The sequence below is a fragment of the Tsukamurella sp. DT100 genome (assembly GCF_049844855.1).
Classification (GTDB): Bacteria; Actinomycetota; Actinomycetes; order Mycobacteriales; family Mycobacteriaceae; genus Tsukamurella.
On the sequence record NZ_JBNCLV010000004.1, the window covers coordinates 78997 to 96101 of the forward strand.

Genomic DNA, 17105 nt, shown 5'->3' on the forward strand with positions numbered 1-17105 from the left:
CCGTTCCCGGTGGTCCAGTGGAGCCCATGGACATCTCCAACGCGCTGGCTCTGGCGGCCACGATCCTCACCCTGGCGTACCTGCTGTACGCCCTGCTGCGCCCGGAGCGCTTCTGATGAGCGGCACCCTCTCCGGCCTGCTGACGATCGGCACCCTGGTCGCGGCGCTGGCCATCGCGTACCGCCCGCTCGGCGACTACCTGGCGCACGTGGTCACCACGCCGAAGCACTGGCGGGTCGAGCGCGTCGTCTACCGCCTCGTGGGCGCCGACCCCGAGGCCGAGCAGGGCTACCGGGTCTACGCGCTGGCAGCGCTCGCGTTCAGCGCCGTCAGCATCGTCGCGCTCACGATCCTGCTCCTCGTGCAGGGCTGGCTGCCCGGCGTCGAGCCGAAGCAGTGGCGCTTCGACGAGGCCCTCAACACCGCGATCTCGTTCGTCACCAACACCAACTGGCAGTGGTACTCGGGCGAGAGCGCCATGAACCTCATCGCGCAGGCGATCGGCCTCGCGGTGCAGAACTTCGTCTCCGCGGCCGTCGGCATCGCGGTCGCCGTCGCGCTGATCCGCGGCTTCGTCCGCTCCCGCACCGACCGGCTGGGCAACTTCTGGGTGGACCTCACCCGCATCACGCTGCGCGTGCTGCTGCCGATCGCCGCGATCGGCGCCGTGATCCTCATGGCGCAGGGCGTGGTGCAGACGCTGTGGCAGCGGCACGAGATCGTCGGGCTCGACGGGCAGAAGCAGGTGCTCACCGGCGGCCTCGTCGCGAGCCAGGAGGTCATCAAACTCCTCGGCACCAACGGCGGCGGCTACTTCAACGCCAACTCCGCGCACGCCTTCGAGAACCCGACGGCCGCGACCAACCTGTTCCAGATCTTCCTCATCCTGCTCATCCCCGTGGCGCTGCCCCGCATGCTGGGCAACCTCGTCGGCAACCACCGGCAGGGCTACGCGATCCTCGGCTCGATGACCGTGATCTTCGCCGTCTCGACCGCGATCTCCATCGGCGCGCAGCTGGGCAACCAGGGCACGGCCGGCAGGGCCGCGGGCGCCGCGCTCGAGGGCCAGGAGCTGCGGATCGGCCAGTGGGGCACCGGCCTGTTCGCCACCGCCACCACCAGCACGTCGACGGGCGCCGTGAACGCCGCCCACGACAGCCTCACCCCCGGCGCCGGCGGCGCCGCGCTGGTGAACATGCTGCTCGGCGAGATCAGCCCCGGCGGCGTGGGATCCGGCCTCTACGGCATGCTCGTCATCGCCGTCCTCACCGTCTTCCTCTGCGGCCTCATGGTGGGCCGCACCCCCGAGTACCTCGGCAAGAAGATCGGCCGCACCGAGATCACCCTCGCCGCGCTGTACATCCTGGTGATGCCCGCGCTGGTGCTGGTCGGCACCGCCGCCACCGTGGTCCAGAAGCAGGGCGTCGCCGCCATGACCAACGACGGTGCGCACGGCCTCTCCGAGGTCCTCTACGCCTACGCCTCGGCCGCGAACAACAACGGCAGCGCCTTCGCCGGCCTCGCCGTCGACACCCCGTGGTTCAACTACACCCTCGGCGCCGCAATGCTCCTCGGCCGATTCGCGCCCATGGTCGCGATCCTGGCCCTGGCCGGCGCGCTCGCCAAGCAGCACCCCGTGCCCGCCACCGCGGGCACCATCCCCACCCACCGCCCGCTGTTCGTGGGCCTCACCGTGGGCGTCGTGGTCCTGGTGGCCGGATTGACCTTCGTCCCCGCCCTCGCGCTCGCACCGATCTCGGAGGTCACCCAGTGACGAACACGCTGACCGACGCCACCCCGTCGGACCCGAAGGCCGTCACCCAGGCACCGAAGCGGCGCTCCGCGTTCTCGCTCGCCGAGCTCAAGTCGGCGCTGCCCCGCGCGGCCGCGAAGCTGGACCCGCGCACGCAGATCCGGCAGCCCGTCGTCTTCGTGGTGTGGATCGCCTCGGTCTACACCACCGCGCTGGCGATCGTGAACCCGTCCGTGTTCGCGTGGTCCGTGGCCGTCTTCCTCTGGGCGACGGTGCTCTTCGCGAACCTCGCCGAGGCCGTCGCCGAGGGCCGCGGCCGCGCGCAGGCCGATTCGCTGCGCAAGGCCAAGACGGAGACGATCGCACGGCGCAGGACCGCGTCCGGCGAGGAGCAGGTCCCCGGCTCGCAGCTGCACGTCGGCGACCTCGTGATCGTCGAGGCCGGCGAGGTCATCCCCGGCGACGGCGACGTCGTCGAGGGCATGGCGACCGTCGACGAGTCGGCGATCACCGGCGAGTCCGCCCCCGTCGTGCGCGAGTCCGGCGGCGACCGCTGCGCCGTCACCGGCGGCACCCGGGTGCTGTCCGACCGCATCGTCGTCGAGATCAAGACCGAGCCGGGCAAGAGCTTCATCGACCGGATGATCGGCCTCGTCGAGGGAGCCAACCGGCAGAAGACGCCGAACGAGATCGCCCTGAACATCCTGCTCACGGTGCTCACGATCATCTTCCTGCTGGCTGTCGCAACGCTGCAGCCGATGGCGATCTACTCGGGCGGCGCGGTCGACGTGGTGGTGCTCGTGGCGCTGCTCGTGTGCCTCATCCCCACGACGATCGGCGCGTTGCTCTCCGCGATCGGCATCGCCGGCATGGACCGGCTGGTGCAGCGGAACGTGATCGCCAAGTCGGGCCGCGCCGTGGAGGCCGCGGGCGACGTCTCGACGCTGCTGCTCGACAAGACCGGCACCATCACCTACGGCAACCGGCGGGCCACGTCGTTCCACCCCGTCGCGGGCGTCGACGAGCACACCCTCGCCGGGCACGCGCTGCTCGCCTCGCTCGCCGACGAGACGCCCGAGGGGCGCTCCATCGTCGACCTGGCGACGGAGCACGGCCACGAGGTCCCGACGGTCCGCCTCGGCACCGTCGTGCCCTTCACGGCGCAGACCCGCATGTCGGGCGTCGACCTGCCCGACGGCACCCGCATCCGCAAGGGCGCCTCGGCGGCCGTGCTGGCGTGGGTCGCCGCGGAGCACCGGGTCGACGGGCCCGGCGAGACCCTCGGCGAGGCCGTCTCCGAGGCGCTCGGCGCCGTCGACGTGCGGCTGGCCGTCGACGAGATCTCCGGAACCGGCGGCACCCCGCTGGTCGTCGCGTACGCCGAGCCCGGCGCCGCCCCGACCCTGCAGGGCGTCGTGCACCTCAAGGACGTGGTCAAGGCGGGCATGCGCGAGCGCTTCGCGCAGCTGCGCGCGATGGGCATCCGCACCGTCATGATCACCGGCGACAACCCCCTGACCGCGAAGGCCATCGCCGCGGAGGCGGGCGTCGACGACTACCTCGCCGAGGCCACCCCCGAGGACAAGCTGGCGCTGATCAAGCAGCAGCAGGAGGGCGGCCGCCTCGTCGCGATGACCGGCGACGGCACCAACGATGCGCCCGCGCTCGCGCAGGCCGACGTGGGCGTCGCGATGAACACTGGCACCTCCGCCGCGAAGGAGGCCGGGAACATGATCGACCTGGACTCCGACCCGACGAAGCTCATCGACATCGTGGAGATCGGCAAGCAGCTGCTCATCACCCGCGGCGCGCTGACCACGTTCTCCATCGCCAACGACATCGCGAAGTACTTCGCGATCATCCCCGCGATGTTCGTGCCCCTGGCCCCCGGCCTCGACGTGCTCAACGTGATGCGCCTGCACAGCCCGCAGTCGGCGATCCTCTCGGCGGTGATCTTCAACGCGCTGATCATCGTCGCGCTGATCCCGCTCGCGATGCGGGGCGTGAAGTACACCGCCAAGTCGGCCGACAAGCTGCTCGCGCGCAACCTCACCATCTACGGCCTCGGCGGCATCGTCGTCCCCTTCCTCGGCATCAAGCTGATCGACCTCGTCGTCCAGCTGATCCCCGGCCTCTCCTGAAAGAAGGCATCACCGTGTTGAGTTCCACACCGCGCCAGCTCCTCGCCGGCCTGCGCATGCTGATCGTCATGACCGTCGTCCTCGGGGCCCTGTTCCCGCTGGTGATCTGGGGCGTCGGGCAGGTCGCCTTCAGCGCGAAGGCGAACGGCTCGCAGGTCGAGCAGAACGGCACCGTCGTCGGGTCCGAACTGCTGGCCCAGAAGTTCGACGGTCCGCAGTGGTTCCATCCGCGCCCGTCCGCCGGCGAGTACGACACCCTCGCCTCCGGCGGCACCAACCTCGGACCGAACAGCGAGAAGCTGGTCGCGCTCATCGCGGAGCGCCGCGCGAAGGTCGCCGCGGAGGACGGGGTGGCACCGTCGGACGTGCCGACCGACGCCGTCACGGCGAGCTTCTCCGGCTTGGACCCGCACATCTCCCCCGCGTACGCGCGGCAGCAGGTGGCGCGCGTCGCGAAGGCCCGGGGCCTGGCGCCGGAGCGGGTGACCGCGCTGGTGGCCGCGCACACCGACGGCCGACAGCTCGGCTACCTGGGCGAGGAGCGGGTTAACGTGGTGAATCTGAACCTCGCGCTCACCGACCTCGCCGCCGCGGCGAAGTAGCCCGGGCGGAGGAGGAGGGGAGACATGCCGAAGGGGCTTCTTCGCGTCTACCTGGGCGCCGCGCCGGGCGTGGGCAAGACCTACGCCATGCTCACCGAGGGCGTGCGCCGCGCCTCGCGCGGGACGTCGGTGGTCGTCGGCTACGTCGAGACCCACGGCCGGCCCCAGACGGAGGCCCAGGTCCAGGGGCTGCAGGTGATCCCCCGCCGGAAGGTCGAGTACCGCGGCGCGGTGCTGGAGGAGATGGACGTCGACGCGGTGATCGCCGCGCACCCGACGGTGGTCCTCGTCGACGAGCTCGCCCACACCAACGCCCCCGGCTCGAAGAACGAGAAGCGCTGGCAGGACATCGCCGAGCTGCTCGACGCCGGCATCACCGTGATCACCACGGTCAACATCCAGCACCTCGAGTCCCTCGGCGACGTGGTGGAGTCGATCACCGGCGTGCGGCAGCGCGAGACGATCCCCGACGGGGTGGTCCGCCGCGCCGAGCAGGTGCAGCTCGTCGACATGACGCCCGAGGCCCTGCGGCGGCGCATGGCGCACGGCAACATCTACGCGCCCGACAAGGTGGACGCCGCGCTCTCGCACTTCTTCCGCATCGGGAACCTCACGGCGCTGCGGGAACTCGCGCTGCTGTGGCTGGCCGACCGCGTGGACGAGCGGCTCGAGCAGTACCGCTCCGAGCAGGGCATCTCGGCCGCCTGGCCCACCCGTGACCGCACCGTCGTCGCCCTGACCGGCGGCCCCGAGGGCGGGACGCTGCTGCGCCGCGGCGCCCGGATCGCGGCGAAGGGCGCGGGCGGCGAGCTGCGCGCGGTGTACGTCGCGCGCAGCGACGGCCTCTCGGGCGCCTCGCCCGCCTCGCTGGCGCAACTGCGGCAGCTCACGGAATCGCTGGGCGGCACCTTCCAGATCGTCACCGGCGACGACGTGGCCGCCGCGATCCTGCAGTACGCCACCTCGGTGAACGCCTCGCGGATCATCCTCGGCAAGTCGCGGCACCGGGCGCTGACCTCGGTGGTGCGGTGGCCCGTCTCGGACGCGGTGATCGAGGGCTCCGGCGACATCGACGTGCAGGTGGTCACGCACGAGCGGGCCGCGGGCGCGGGCCGGCGCCGGCTGCTCCCCCGCATCGACGGCCCCGACCCCGTGCTGCTGGGCAAGCGGCGCACCATCGCGGGCTGGGTGCTGGCGATCGCAGGGCCGGTACTCCTCACGGCGCTGCTCGCGCAAACCCGGCAGTGGCACTCGCTGCCCACCGAGCTGATGCTCTTCCTCATGCTGACGGTGGCGGTCGCCCTGGTCGGCGGCATCCGGCCGGCGGTGCCCGCGGCGATCCTCGGATCGGTGCTGCTCAACTACTACTTCGCGCCGCCGCTGTACACGTTCACGGTGGCGTCGGGCGAGAACGTCTTCGCCGTCGCCATGTTCGTGCTGACGGCGATCGCGGTCGCGTCGGTGGTCTCCCTGGCCGCCCGGCAGACCGCCCGGGCCGCCCGCGCCCGCGCCGAGGCCGACGTGCTCAGCGGCCTCGCCGACACCCTGCTGGCGACCGAGAACACCGACGACGAGATACCCGCCCTGCTCGACGAGGCCATCGTGACCTTCGGGCTGCGCGGCGCCTCCCTGCTGCGGCGCGACGACGCCGACTCCCCCTGGCAGCTGGTCGCCGGGCGGCGCGAGTCGCCGCTCAGCCCGGAGGACGGCACCGACGCGGCGATGGTCGGCGACAACGTGGCCCTGGTGGTGAACGGCGATCCGCTCAGCGCCTCCGAGCACGGGCTGCTCGTCGCCTTCGCGGCGCACGCGGCGGCCCGGCTCGACCGGGAGGCGCTCAGCGCCGAGGCCAAGCAGGCCCGGACCCTCGCCGAGGGCAACCGCGCGCGGACGGCGCTGCTCAGCGCGGTCTCGCACGACCTGCGGACGCCGCTCGCCGGGATCAAGGCCGCCGTCTCGTCGCTGCGCCGCGACGACGTGGAGTGGTCCGACGAGGACGAGGCCGAGCTGCTCGCGACCATCGAGGAGAGCGCCGACCGGCTGGACTCGCTGGTGGGGAACCTGCTCGACATGTCGCGGCTGCAGTCCGATTCGCTCACGCTGCTCACCCGCGAGGTGGGGATCGAGGAGGTCCTGCCCGCCATCTGGACCGCGCTCCCCGACGCCGACCTGGCCTTCGACTTCGCCTGCGCCGACACCGACGCGCCGCCCACCGCCCTGGCGGATCCCGGACTGCTGGAGCGGGTGCTGGCGAACCTCGTGGAGAACGCCGTGCGGCACTCGCGGGGCGGGCCGGTCACCGTCGGCGTCTCCGGCGTGCACACCCCCGACGGGGACCGCCTGCAGGTCCACGTCCGCGACCACGGCCCTGGTGTGCCGCAGGAGCAGCGCGAGGCCATGTTCAAGCCCTTCCAGCGGATGGGCGACGCCCCGGCCGGCAACGGCGTCGGGCTCGGGCTCGCGGTGGCCCGCGGGCTCACCGAGGCGATGGGCGGCACGCTCACCGCGGAGGACACCCCCGGCGGCGGCCTGACCATGATCGTGGACCTGCCCGCCGCGCAGCCGGTGTCGAGTGATGAGGTGGTCTCGTGACGTTCGTTCTGGTGGTCGACGATGAGCCCGCGATCCTGCGCACCCTGCGGATCAACCTCAAGGCCCGCGGCTACGAGGTGGAGACGGCGTCCGACGGCCGGTCGGCCCTGCAGATCGCGCGCGAGCGGACGCCCGACGTGGTGGTGCTCGACCTCGGCCTGCCCGACCTCGACGGCACCGCGGTGCTGGCGAAGCTGCGGGAGTTCTGCACCTCCCCGGTGATCGTGCTCTCCGCGCGGCACGGCAGCGACGACAAGGTGGAGTCGCTGGACATCGGCGCCGACGACTACGTGACCAAGCCCTTCGCGATGGACGAGTTCCTCGCCCGCGTGCGCGCGCAGGTGCGGCGGACCGGCCTGGTGGACGCGCCGGCGCCGGCGAAGACCGAGGCCTTCGAGGTGAACTTCGAGGCGCGGACGGTGACCCGCGACGGCGCGACGGTGCGCCTCACCCCCACCGAGTGGAAGATCGTGGACGTGCTGGTCCGCAACGCGGATCGGCTGGTCTCGCAGCAGACGCTGCTGCACGAGGTGTGGGGCCCGTCGTACTCGCGCGAGACCAACTACCTGCGCGTGTACATGGCGCAGCTGCGGCGCAAGCTGGAGCCGGACCCCGCGCACCCGCGGTACTTCGTCACCGAGCCCGGGATGGGCTACCGCTTCATCCCGTAGCGCTCGGACGGCGCCGGTTCGGGAGCGCGGCGTACCTCCCGCCGGGTGCGACGGTGCTCCTGCCGCGCGGCTCTCGGATTCTGTCCGGAACGGACACGACGGTGCCGAGCACGTCGAACGCGCGGGCGCGGGCCGCGGCCAGGTCGGCCTCGGCGGACGATGCGATGGCGACCAGCCCGTTTCCACGTGCGGCACGGGCCTGCGCGGAACTGTGGTTCGCGGCGCGGTGGTTCGCGGCACGGTGGTTCGCGGCACGGTGGTGGGCGACGCCGAGGTCGCCGACCAGCGGCTCGAGCGTTCGCGCGACCGCGCTGAAGGCGGCGGCCGCTGCGGCTCCCCCGGTCGCGTCGAGGTCGAAGACGCGGGCGAGGGTCCGGCCCAGCGATTCCGCCCACGTCGCCTCCGCGAGTGCGAGCCATGCCGCGATCTCCCGCCGTTCCTCTCGCAGGTCGCGCATCCAGGGCAGGTTCGCTGCCCACCCGGTCGCGACGAGGTGGCCGGTGAGCACGGAGTGGAGTCGTGGAGGAGATCGCGGAGGGCGATCGGTGTCGGCGAGGCGTGGGCGAGACCGCCGAGCGGATCGTCGATGCCGGCGTCGGTGAAGAACGCGGCGTCCGGCCACGTGTCGTCGGTGCGCCCGTCCTCGCAGTCGCATCCGGCCGGGCGGTCCCGCGGATCGCGCTCCGGCACGCCGCCCTCGCACCGGCAGTCGTCGGCGATGGCGGACGCCGCCTCGGCCGCGGGGCCGCTCGGCCACACCGGCCCCTCGGTGCGCCGCGGGCGCGGGGCGAGGACGACGCGCACGGCGTCGGCCGGCTCCGGCAGCCACCACGGCGTGGCGAAGAGTAGCCGCGCGGTGCCGCCGTACTTGCGCCGCAGGGTCCGCTCGGACACGCGCTCCCCGCTCGGAAGGCGCAGGCGGCGCGCGACTTCCGTCAGGGTCGCGCGGTCCAGTCCCTCGACCGCGACGAGCTCGAGCGCGGCCCGGACCGCCGCCTCGTGCAGCGCCCGATCACGGATCGGCATGGTTCGTTCCTGGAAGTTGTGCATGGCTCCCCCCGAAGCTCACGTATCCCGACGTCGACGCTACGACGACCGCGCGCCGCCCGGGCGAGGACCGCGAAACCCGCGGCGAGTGGGGCGGATGCCGCGCGGCACGGGCACGGCCCCGTGCATTGCACTGCAGCGATCTCGGGACTCTCGATTTCTGTCCGGTTCGGACGACGTGTCCATAACGGACAGAATCCGAGAGTCGGCGGGAAGGCAGCCTGCAGGCTCCCTCCTCCGGGCGCGCCGCCGCGAGACTCAGCCGGCGGGCGCGGTGAGCGGACGGTCGAGGGCGGTGGCGGTGTAGAGGCCGGTGAGGCAGCGGGTGCCGTCGAGGGAGTCAGTGAAGACGTCCGCGGCGGCGATCATGGTGCGGCCGGGAGGGCCGACGAGGCGGCCGACGGCGACGAGCCGCTCCCCGCGCGCCGGGCGGAGGTTGTGGGAGTTCATGGCGGTGGTCGCGGCGACGCGGCCGGAGTCATGGATCGCGGCGAACGCCGACCCGACCGCGGCGATGTCGGCCAGCATGGCGACGATGCCGCCGTGGCAGTGCACCCCGTCGAAGGTGACGTCGGGGACGACGGGCATCGAGAGGACGGCGCGGTCGGGTGTGACATCGTCGACCGAGAGTTGGAGCCAGCGGGCGACGGGCATGGAGTCGAGGACGCGGGTGAGGACGTGATCCAGGGTCGTCATGGCCGAAACATATCACTGATACGATTGCCGGGGAAGATGCCGAGACAGAGAACCAGGACGCCCGAGGTCGCGGACGGGATCGCCGCCGCCGCACTGGAGATCGTCCGCGCCGAGGGCGCGGACGGGCTCACGACCCGGCGCGCCGCGGCCGCCGCGGGCACGAACATCGCCGCGCTGGGCCAGCTCTTCGGGAACCGCGACGGCCTCGTGAACGCGGTCGCGCTGCGCGGCTTCGCCCTGCTCGTCGAGACCCTGCCGCAGGCGGACGGCCCGCCCCGCGAGGTGCTCGCCGCCTGGGCCGACGCCTACCGCCGCTTCGCCGCCGACGAGCCCGCGCTGGTCGACGTGATGTTCTCCCGCCCGCTCATCGGCCCGATCCCACCCGAGCACCCGGTGCACGAGTGCCGGCAGGTCCTCGTCGAGGCCTTCGGCGCACTCACGGGCAGCGCCGAACGGGGGGACGTCGAGGCGATCGCGCTCGGCTTCGGCGCCCTCCTCGAGGGCCTGGCGACGAAGGACCGGCACGGCCTGCTCGGCCCCACCGCCGACGCGCGGGACCGGGCCTGGCGCCTCGCCGTGGCCGCCTACGCCGACGGCGCCGCCCGCTGATTCAGCGCAGGTCGGCCGGCAGCCCCGCGAGCGCGAACAGGTCCGCGGGATCGAGGAACGCGGAGACGTGGGTGAGCGCGCCGTCGGTGAAGGTCAGCACGTCCAGCTGGAACGGCAGCCAGACGTCGCCGCCGGACCCGGCCGCCGCCGGCGAGCGCAGGTACATCGCGGCGGCGGGCAGGCCGTTGCACACCGTCGGGACCATCCGCAGGTCCCCGGCGACCTGCGCGGGGCACTGCGTCCGCGAGAGCTCGCCGATGGCCTCGGCGCCGCGGTACCAGCCCGGGATCGGGGGCATCTCCCAGGTGGCGTCGGCGGCGAGGATCCGCACGACACCGTCGATGTCGTGCCGCTCGAAGGCCGCGCAGAACTCGTCCCACACCTCCTTCTCGTGGTCGGACAGCTCGGCGGCCCTGCGGCCCTCCTGGGCGGCACCGTCGCCGATGGAGGCCCGCGCCCGCTGCAGCGCGCTGTTCGCCGACGCGACGGAGGTCTCGAGCGCCGCGGCCGTCTCGGCGGCGGAGAACTCGAGGACGTCGCGCAGGATCAGCGCGGCCCGCTGCTTGGCCGGCAGCACCTGCAGCGCCGCGACCATCGCGAGCCCGATGCCCTCCCGGGCGACCGCCGCCTCCCCCGGATCGCCGAGCGCGCGGTCCGGGAGGGGCTGCAGCCAGAGCACCTCCGTCGACGGCACGACCGGCTCCAGCGGATTCGACGGCTCGCCGCCGAGCCCGACGGGCAGCACCCGCCGGGCCGTGGCGGCCGTGAGGCAGACGTTGGTCGCGATGGAGTACATCCACGTCCGCACCGACGACCGGCCCTCGAAGCGGTGGAAGGCCTTCCACGCGCGCAGATAGGTCTCCTGCACCAGGTCCTCCGCGTCGGACGCGGAGCCCGACATGCGGTAGCAGTGCGCGAGGAGCTCGGCGCGCAGCGGCGCGGTGGCGGAGTCGAAGCCGGCGTCGACGACGGTCATGTCAGCCCTGCGCGGCCTCGGGCCCGCCCGCGGCGGCGGCCGGGTCCATCCACATGATCTCCCAGGTATGGCCGTCGGGATCGTCGAAGGAGCGGCCGTACATGAAGCCGTGATCCTCGGAGCGTCCCTCCGTGCCGCCGGCGGCGACGGCGCGGTTCACCACCTCGTCGACCTCCTCGCGGCTCTCCGCGCTGAGCGCGATGAGGGTCTCCTTGACGCCGGGCGCCGCCGTCGTGGCCTCGTGGAAGGTGCCGAAGAAGTCGTTCTTGAGCAGCATCGCCACGATGTTCTCGCCCAGCTCCACCGAGATGGCGTTCTCGTCACTGAACTGCTCGTTGATGGTGTAGCCCACGGCGGTGAAGAAGTCGCGCGAGCGCTGGACGTCGGCGATGGGCAGGTTCACGAAGATCATCTTGTGCATGGCGTCGCTCCTTGGTCCGCGGCGTTCGCTCTCGAACACCGTCACATGGTTAGACGGGCCTCGTCGCCGGAACTCATCGGCCCGCGCGGATATATTTTCCGGTGGCCGATGACCTACCCCTGCAACGCGGAATCGAGGATCTCCAGGCCCGCGTCGATCTCGGCGTCCGACGCCGTGAGCGGTGGCGCTATGCGGAAGATCGAGCCCATGCCGGGCAGCTGCACCACGTTCATGTGCAGGCCGCGCTCGTAGCAGCGCTCCGTCACCAGCTTGCCCAGCTCGTTCGCGGGTTCCTTGGAGTCCCGGTCGCGCACCAGCTCGATGCCCTGCATCAGGCCGCGCCCGCGCACGTCGCCGATGGCCTCGTGGCGCAGCGCCAGCTCGTCGAGCCCCGCGCGCAGCCGCGCCCCGCGCGCCGCGACCGAGGCCGCGACACCGTCGCCCAGGACGTCCAGCACCGTCGTCGCGACGGCGGCGACCATCGGGTCGCTGACGTGCGTGGTGAAGAACAGGAAGCCCCGCTCGTGGCAGACGCGCTCGATCTCCGCGGAGGTCACCACCGCCGCGATCGGCAGGCCCGCGCCGAGCGTCTTCGAGAGGGTCAGGATGTCGGGCACGATGCCGTCGCGCTCGAAGGCGTACGCGGCGCCCGTGCGCCAGAGGCCGGTCTGCGCCTCGTCGACGATGAGCAGCATGCCCCGCTCCTCGCACTTGCGCTTCAGCGCCGCGAGGTACCCGACGGGCACGTCGATGATGCCGCCCGACGACAGGATCGGCTCCACCAGGCACGCGGCCAGCGAGCCCGTCGACTGCGCGTCGATGAGCTCGAAGCCGAAGTCCAGCTCCGACTCCCAGTCGTACTTGCCCGCGGCGTCCACGAACCGCGAGCGGTAGGCGTTCGGCGTCGGCAGGGCGAAGTTGCCGGGCGCGGTGGGCCCGTAGCCCTTGTGTCCCGACGAGTAGGTCGCCGCGGCCGCGCCGGCGGTCATGCCGTGCCAGGACTTCGAGAAGCTGACGATCTCGTGCTTGCCGGTGTACAGCTTGGCCATCCGCAGCGCGGCCTCGTTGGACTCCGCGCCGGTGGTGAGCTGCAGGACGTGGCTCAGCGGCTCCGGCAGGGTGGCCGCGAGCCGCTCGGCCAGCGTCACGACCTGCGGCGAGAGCATGCCGGAGAACAGGTGGTCGAGCGTCGCGATCTCCCGCTGCACCGTCGCCACGATGGCCGGATGGCTGTGCCCCAGAATGGCGCTCATCTGACCGGACGTGAAGTCGAGCCAGCGCCGCTCCCCCGAGTACACGTAGGTGCCCGCGGCACGGTCGATGGGCAGGGGCGCGAAGGTGCCGCCGTAGCGCACGACGTGCGCGGCGACCGATTCCGAGAAGCTCACGCGCTCACAGTAGCCGCCCGGCCAGGTACGCCTGCGCCAGTTCGACGGTGCCGTCGGCGAATCCGGGATCCGCCTCCAGTGCATGTCCGTGCGTGCCGAGCCAGCCGAGCAGTTGCAGGCGCCGCAGCAGCACGAAGTCGGGCAGGAGAGCGGCGTGCGCGTCGGGCAGTGCCCGACGGTGGCGGTACGCCGCGGCCCAGGCCGCCGCCCACTCCGGCAGCCGCGGGTCGGTCTCGACGAAGGACGCGGCGGCCGCGAATTCGAAGAGGTGCCAGCCGAACCCGGCGTCGTCGAAGTCGATCACGGTGAATCCGGCGCCGGGCGTGATGAGGTTGGCGGCGCGCAGGTCGCCGTGGATCAGCCCGAATCGGTCGGCGGTGCGGCCGAAGGCGTCGATCCGTTCCGCCGCGCTGTCGGCCGCCGGCGCGATCGCCCGACGGTGCGCCTCCCCCACCGCGAGCCCGTCGCGCCAGGAGCCCCAGCGGGGCCGCGGCCCGATCGTCTCCTCCACCCCCCAGGTGAAGCGCGTGAAATCGGCGGGCCGTCGCCAGGACTCGGCGTGCCCGTGGAAGACCGCGGCGATCTCGCCGAGCGCCGCGAAGTGCGCGACGTCGAGCGCCTCGTCGGGCACGGGGCCGCCGGGCAGCTCGGCGAACAGCACCGCGCGGCGCCCCGTCGGGCCGTCGATCAGGACGTCGCTCAGCGGCTCCACCACGGGCACCGTCGTATCGCGGCGGAGGGCGGCGATCCATGCCAGCTCGGAGGCGATCGCCGCGTCGCCGACGTACCCGGGCCGGTGCAGTCGCAGCACCGCCGGCCGCGGCCCGCCGCGCACGCGGAAGGTGGCGTTCTCGCTGACCAGCAGCGGTTCGACGGTGCCGCAGGGCCACGCATCGTCGGCGATGCGCTGCGCGACGAGGGAATCGGCCTCCGCGGAGCTCACTTGACCACCTTCATCGTCATGCGGGAGTCCACGCGGACGATCGCCGGGTCGCCCATGAGGTGCGTGGTGACCCAGCGCTCGTACGTCGCGAGATCCGCGACGCGCACGCGGATCAGGTAGTCGGGCAGGCCGAACATGCGGCGCACCTCGATGACCTCGTCGAACGAGGCGATCCGCGCCTCGAAGGCCTCCACCGACGCGCGGTCGTTGGCCCCGAGGTCGGCGTTGATCATGACCTCGAAGCCGCGGCCCAGGGCCGCCGGGTCGAGCACGGCGGTGTAGCCGGTGATCACCCCGTCGGTCTCCAGCCGCCGCACGCGGCGCAGGCACGGCGCGGGCGTGAGGCCCACGCGCTGCGCCAGCTCCTGGTTGGTGAGCCGCCCGTCGCGCACCAACTCGTCGATGATTGCTCGATCGAGTGCATCCACGTCGGTGATATTGCCACAGCCATCGTCTATCCGACCATTTACGCAAGCACATTGCGCACGATGCGAAATAGAATTGTTTCCCATGGGAGTTCCGTCGAAGGTCGCCGTGGTGCAGCTGGGCCTGTTCGTGCTCGGCATCGGCCTCGGCGTGGTGGTCACGGGCAACGGCCTGCCGTGGTGGATCGCGCCGGTGCTGTCGATGGCGGTGTACGCGGGCTCCGTCGAGTTCCTCCTCGCCGGCCTCCTGGCCGCGGCGACGCCACTCGCCGCGATCGCCGCCACGACGTTCCTCGTGAACTCGCGACACCTGTTCTACGGCCTCACCTTCCCGCTCGACCGGATCCGCAGCCGCGTCGGGAAGGCGTACGGCGTCTACGCCCTCACCGACGAGGCCTACGCCCTGGTGAGCACGGCACCGTCGGCCACGATGACGGGGAAGATGATCCTGCGCACCCAGATCGGCCTGCACGTGGCGTGGGTCGCGGGCTCGCTGGTGGGCGGGCTCGCGGGCGGCGCCTTCCTGCGCGACGTGCCGGGCGTCGACTTCGTGCTCACCGCGTTGTTCGTGGTGCTCGCGATGGACGCGCACCCGGACCGCACGACGCTCGCGCTCGCGCTGGCCTCCTGCGCGGTCGCGCTGGCCGCGGCGCCGGGCGCGATGCTGCTGGTCGCGATGGGCGGCTTCGCCGGGCTGCTGGTGGTGCGGCACGTCGTGGCCCGCCGGAACGCGAAGGAGGCGGCGCATGCCTAGCACCGGATACCTGCTGGCGGGGATCGCGATCGCGGCCGCGGTCACCGTCGCGCTGCGGCTGGCGCCGTTCGGCCTGGCCTCGGTGCTGCGCGATTCGCCGCTGCTCGCCGACTTCGGGCGGTGGATGCCCGCGGGCGCCGTGGTGGTGCTGGCCGTCTACTGCATGGCGCAGGTCGACTACGCCGCGCCGGCCCACGGGATCCCGCAGATCGCGGGCGTGGCGGCGACGGCGCTGGCGCACCTGTGGCGGCGCAACGCGGTGCTGAGCATCGTCGCGGGCACCGGGGTGTGCGTCGCGCTGAGTTACGCCTTGGCGTGATGGCACCATGAGCTGATGCGCGAGGAGATCGTCACCACCGGCGACGTGCGCCTGGCGGTGCAGCACCGCCGCGTGCCGGATCCGACGGGCCCGCCGGTGCTGCTCATCCACGGCATGGCCGCGGACCACCGCACCTGGCGGCGCACCGTCCGCGCCCTGCACGCCGCCGGTCGCGACACCGTGACCTACGACCAACGCGGCCACGGCCGCAGCGACCACAGCCCCGAGTACCTGCTCGACGAGCTCGCCGCGGACGCCGAGCGGGTGGCGCGGCACGCGGGACTGACCACCTTCGACGTGGTCGGTCACTCCCTCGGGGGCCAGGCCGCGCTGCGGCTCGCGTGGCGCCTGCCCGACGGTGTCCGCCGCCTCGTCCTCGAGGAGATGCCGCCCGTGGCGCTCGAACCCGAGCAGGTGGCGGAGTCGATGGACGTGCCGCTGACGCCCCGCCGGGTGTGGCTGGGCGTCAAGCAGGTCGTGCAGACGCCGGGCGCCCTCTCGCGGTTCGACAAGACGATGATGGACTCGGTCTCGCCGCAGTTCCACCCCGACCCGGCGTGGTGGGAGCGGCTCGCGGCGACCGACCAGGAGACGCTGGTGATCTCCGGCGGCCCCCGCGACTTCCTCCGCCCCGAATACCTGCGGCTCGTCGCCGATGCGCTGCCGCACGGCGAGTTCGTCGAGCTGCGCGGCGGGCACACGGTGCACCGCGAGTCCTCCGCCGCGTTCGCCCGCGCGGTCCTCGAGTTCCTGCGGTGACCGGCTACGCCCCGTCGTCCACGGAGCGGAGCGCGTCGAGGACGGCGCGCGTGCGCCGGTCGCGCCGGGCGAGCAGGCGCTCGTAGTTCTCCTGCCCTGTCCCGTACGCCGCGTCGACCTTCTCGATGAGCGCCTCCGTCGATTCGGGGGTGTTCGACGGGGTGCCGAGCGGGATCTTGCCGACCTCGGCTCCGATCCCGGTGAACAGGTGCCGCGCACCCTCGGGCCCGCCGCCCAGCGCGTTGCCCTCGAAGAGCCCCGTGGCCGCCCAGCGCAGGCCGAGTGAATTGCTCAGCGCGACATCGAGGTCCTCGACGCTCACCACGCCGTTCTCGACGAGGTAGCGGGCCTCGCGGCTGATCGCCACCTGCAGCCGGTTCGCGACGAAACCCTGGATCTCCTTGCGCAGCACCACCGGCGAGCGGCCGAGTTCCCGGTACAGCGCGACCGCGCGCTGCGTCGTCTCCTCCGACGTGTGCTCGCCGGGCACCACCTCGACCAGCGGCATGAGCGCGGGCGGGTTGAACGGGTGCCCGACGATCACCCGCGAGGGGTCGTCGAGGTCCGCGGCGATCGGCGTCGCGGGGATCGAGGAGCTCGACGTGGCGAGGACCGCGTGTGCGGGGGCCGCGGCGACGATCTGCGCGAACAGGTCCTGCTTGATCGGCAGCCGCTCGGGGCCGTTCTCCTGCACGAGGTCCGCGCCCGCGACGGCGGCGGCGAGGTCCGCGGCGACCTCGACCTGCGCGTCGCCGGGGAACTCCGCCGCGACCAGGTCGGCCAGGTCGGGCCGGGGGTCGGTGAACGCGACGCGCCAGCCGTGCGCGCGGGCGAGTTCCGCCCACGACAGGCCGATGACTCCCGCTCCGATGATCGCGATCTTCCGGGTATCCGCCACGGTCCCACTCCTTCTCGGGCATTCGCCGCGCTCCGGCGGGCGGCGACGGTTTCAGGTCTACTCCTGTCGGCCCCCTTTGTCACAGCAAAAGGCCCGCCCCACCGAATGGTG

At 72.7% G+C, this 17105-nt stretch carries 19 protein-coding genes; 11 read left to right on the forward strand and 8 right to left on the reverse strand.

Translation table 11 applies throughout. From position 1 onward, the window contains the following. The first annotated feature begins 26 nt into the window (after positions 1-26). Genes ACLQ3K_RS10480 through ACLQ3K_RS10505 form a run of 6 tightly spaced genes read left to right on the forward strand, consistent with a single transcriptional unit; the run spans position 27 to position 7759 of the window. A complete protein-coding gene (locus tag ACLQ3K_RS10480) occupies positions 27-116 on the forward strand; it encodes a potassium-transporting ATPase subunit F (RefSeq protein WP_074850389.1) in 90 nt (29 codons plus the stop codon). Beyond that, on the forward strand, positions 116-1774 hold the full coding sequence (kdpA, locus tag ACLQ3K_RS10485) for a potassium-transporting ATPase subunit KdpA (protein WP_425999111.1): 1659 nt from the start codon (positions 116-118) through the stop codon (positions 1772-1774). Before ACLQ3K_RS10480 ends, kdpA begins: the two co-directional genes overlap by 1 nt. Then, positions 1771-3894 carry a potassium-transporting ATPase subunit KdpB gene (gene kdpB, locus ACLQ3K_RS10490; protein ID WP_425999113.1) on the forward strand — a complete coding sequence of 708 codons (2124 nt, stop codon included), beginning with the start codon at positions 1771-1773 and terminating at the stop codon, positions 3892-3894. Before kdpA ends, kdpB begins: the two co-directional genes overlap by 4 nt. Positions 3895-3908: 14 nt before the next feature. Next, the gene (gene kdpC / locus ACLQ3K_RS10495) at positions 3909-4496 is read left to right on the forward strand and encodes a potassium-transporting ATPase subunit KdpC (protein ID WP_425999115.1); all 588 of its coding nucleotides are present in this window, start codon (positions 3909-3911) and stop codon (positions 4494-4496) included. A 24-nt stretch (positions 4497-4520) separates the two neighbouring features. Continuing rightward, positions 4521-7088, forward strand: a complete 2568-nt coding sequence (locus ACLQ3K_RS10500) for an ATP-binding protein (RefSeq protein ID WP_425999117.1) — start codon at positions 4521-4523, stop codon at positions 7086-7088. Next, on the forward strand, positions 7085-7759 hold the full coding sequence (locus tag ACLQ3K_RS10505) for a response regulator (protein ID WP_224646983.1): 675 nt from the start codon (positions 7085-7087) through the stop codon (positions 7757-7759). Before ACLQ3K_RS10500 ends, ACLQ3K_RS10505 begins: the two co-directional genes overlap by 4 nt. Here ACLQ3K_RS10505 and ACLQ3K_RS10510 read toward each other — a convergent pair. Next, entirely contained in the window at positions 7749-8216 is a 468-nt protein-coding gene (locus tag ACLQ3K_RS10510) for a hypothetical protein (RefSeq protein WP_425999119.1), read from the reverse strand. The genes ACLQ3K_RS10505 and ACLQ3K_RS10510 overlap by 11 nt on opposite strands. Before the next feature lie 62 nt (positions 8217-8278). Between ACLQ3K_RS10510 and ACLQ3K_RS10515 the strand changes: the two genes are divergently transcribed. Continuing rightward, entirely contained in the window at positions 8279-8608 is a 330-nt protein-coding gene (locus ACLQ3K_RS10515; protein WP_425999121.1) for a hypothetical protein, read from the forward strand. A 456-nt stretch (positions 8609-9064) separates the two neighbouring features. Here ACLQ3K_RS10515 and ACLQ3K_RS10520 read toward each other — a convergent pair whose 3' ends face one another. Further along, positions 9065-9502, reverse strand: a complete 438-nt coding sequence (locus ACLQ3K_RS10520; protein ID WP_425999123.1) for a PaaI family thioesterase — start codon at positions 9500-9502, stop codon at positions 9065-9067. Between the two features lie 36 nt (positions 9503-9538). Between ACLQ3K_RS10520 and ACLQ3K_RS10525 the strand changes: the two genes are divergently transcribed. After that, complete coding sequence (locus ACLQ3K_RS10525) at positions 9539-10111, forward strand: TetR/AcrR family transcriptional regulator (RefSeq protein ID WP_425999125.1); 573 nt, start codon at positions 9539-9541, stop codon at positions 10109-10111. Position 10112: 1 nt separating this feature from the next. On the opposite strand, the gene ACLQ3K_RS10530 is transcribed toward ACLQ3K_RS10525, so the two are convergent. The 5 genes from ACLQ3K_RS10530 to ACLQ3K_RS10550 form a co-directional block, all read right to left on the reverse strand. Next, a complete protein-coding gene (locus tag ACLQ3K_RS10530; protein WP_425999127.1) occupies positions 10113-11087 on the reverse strand; it encodes an RNA polymerase subunit sigma-70 in 975 nt (324 codons plus the stop codon). Position 11088: 1 nt separating this feature from the next. Beyond that, the gene (locus ACLQ3K_RS10535) at positions 11089-11508 is read right to left on the reverse strand and encodes a VOC family protein (RefSeq protein WP_425999129.1); all 420 of its coding nucleotides are present in this window, start codon (positions 11506-11508) and stop codon (positions 11089-11091) included. Positions 11509-11621: 113 nt separating this feature from the next. After that, positions 11622-12896 carry an aspartate aminotransferase family protein gene (locus ACLQ3K_RS10540; RefSeq protein ID WP_224646993.1) on the reverse strand — a complete coding sequence of 425 codons (1275 nt, stop codon included), beginning with the start codon at positions 12894-12896 and terminating at the stop codon, positions 11622-11624. A 4-nt stretch (positions 12897-12900) separates the two neighbouring features. Beyond that, complete coding sequence (locus ACLQ3K_RS10545; RefSeq protein WP_425999132.1) at positions 12901-13839, reverse strand: phosphotransferase enzyme family protein; 939 nt, start codon at positions 13837-13839, stop codon at positions 12901-12903. After that, positions 13836-14267: an Lrp/AsnC family transcriptional regulator gene (locus ACLQ3K_RS10550; protein WP_425999134.1), complete on the reverse strand. Its 432-nt coding sequence runs from the start codon at positions 14265-14267 to the stop codon at positions 13836-13838. The genes ACLQ3K_RS10545 and ACLQ3K_RS10550 overlap by 4 nt, the downstream gene beginning before the upstream one ends. A gap of 82 nt (positions 14268-14349) precedes the next feature. Between ACLQ3K_RS10550 and ACLQ3K_RS10555 the strand changes: the two genes are divergently transcribed. The 3 genes from ACLQ3K_RS10555 to ACLQ3K_RS10565 are packed head-to-tail and all read left to right on the forward strand — an operon-like array spanning position 14350 to position 16096. Beyond that, positions 14350-15018 (forward strand): AzlC family ABC transporter permease, encoded by a 669-nt coding sequence (locus ACLQ3K_RS10555; protein WP_425999136.1) that lies wholly within the window; start codon positions 14350-14352, stop codon positions 15016-15018. Next, the gene (locus ACLQ3K_RS10560; protein WP_425999138.1) at positions 15011-15337 is read left to right on the forward strand and encodes a branched-chain amino acid transporter permease; all 327 of its coding nucleotides are present in this window, start codon (positions 15011-15013) and stop codon (positions 15335-15337) included. Before ACLQ3K_RS10555 ends, ACLQ3K_RS10560 begins: the two co-directional genes overlap by 8 nt. Before the next feature lie 15 nt (positions 15338-15352). Then, positions 15353-16096: an alpha/beta fold hydrolase gene (locus tag ACLQ3K_RS10565; protein WP_425999140.1), complete on the forward strand. Its 744-nt coding sequence runs from the start codon at positions 15353-15355 to the stop codon at positions 16094-16096. Positions 16097-16100: 4 nt separating this feature from the next. On the opposite strand, the gene ACLQ3K_RS10570 is transcribed toward ACLQ3K_RS10565, so the two are convergent. After that, the gene (locus tag ACLQ3K_RS10570; RefSeq protein ID WP_425999142.1) at positions 16101-16994 is read right to left on the reverse strand and encodes a 3-hydroxyacyl-CoA dehydrogenase NAD-binding domain-containing protein; all 894 of its coding nucleotides are present in this window, start codon (positions 16992-16994) and stop codon (positions 16101-16103) included. Positions 16995-17105: the final 111 nt, after the last annotated feature.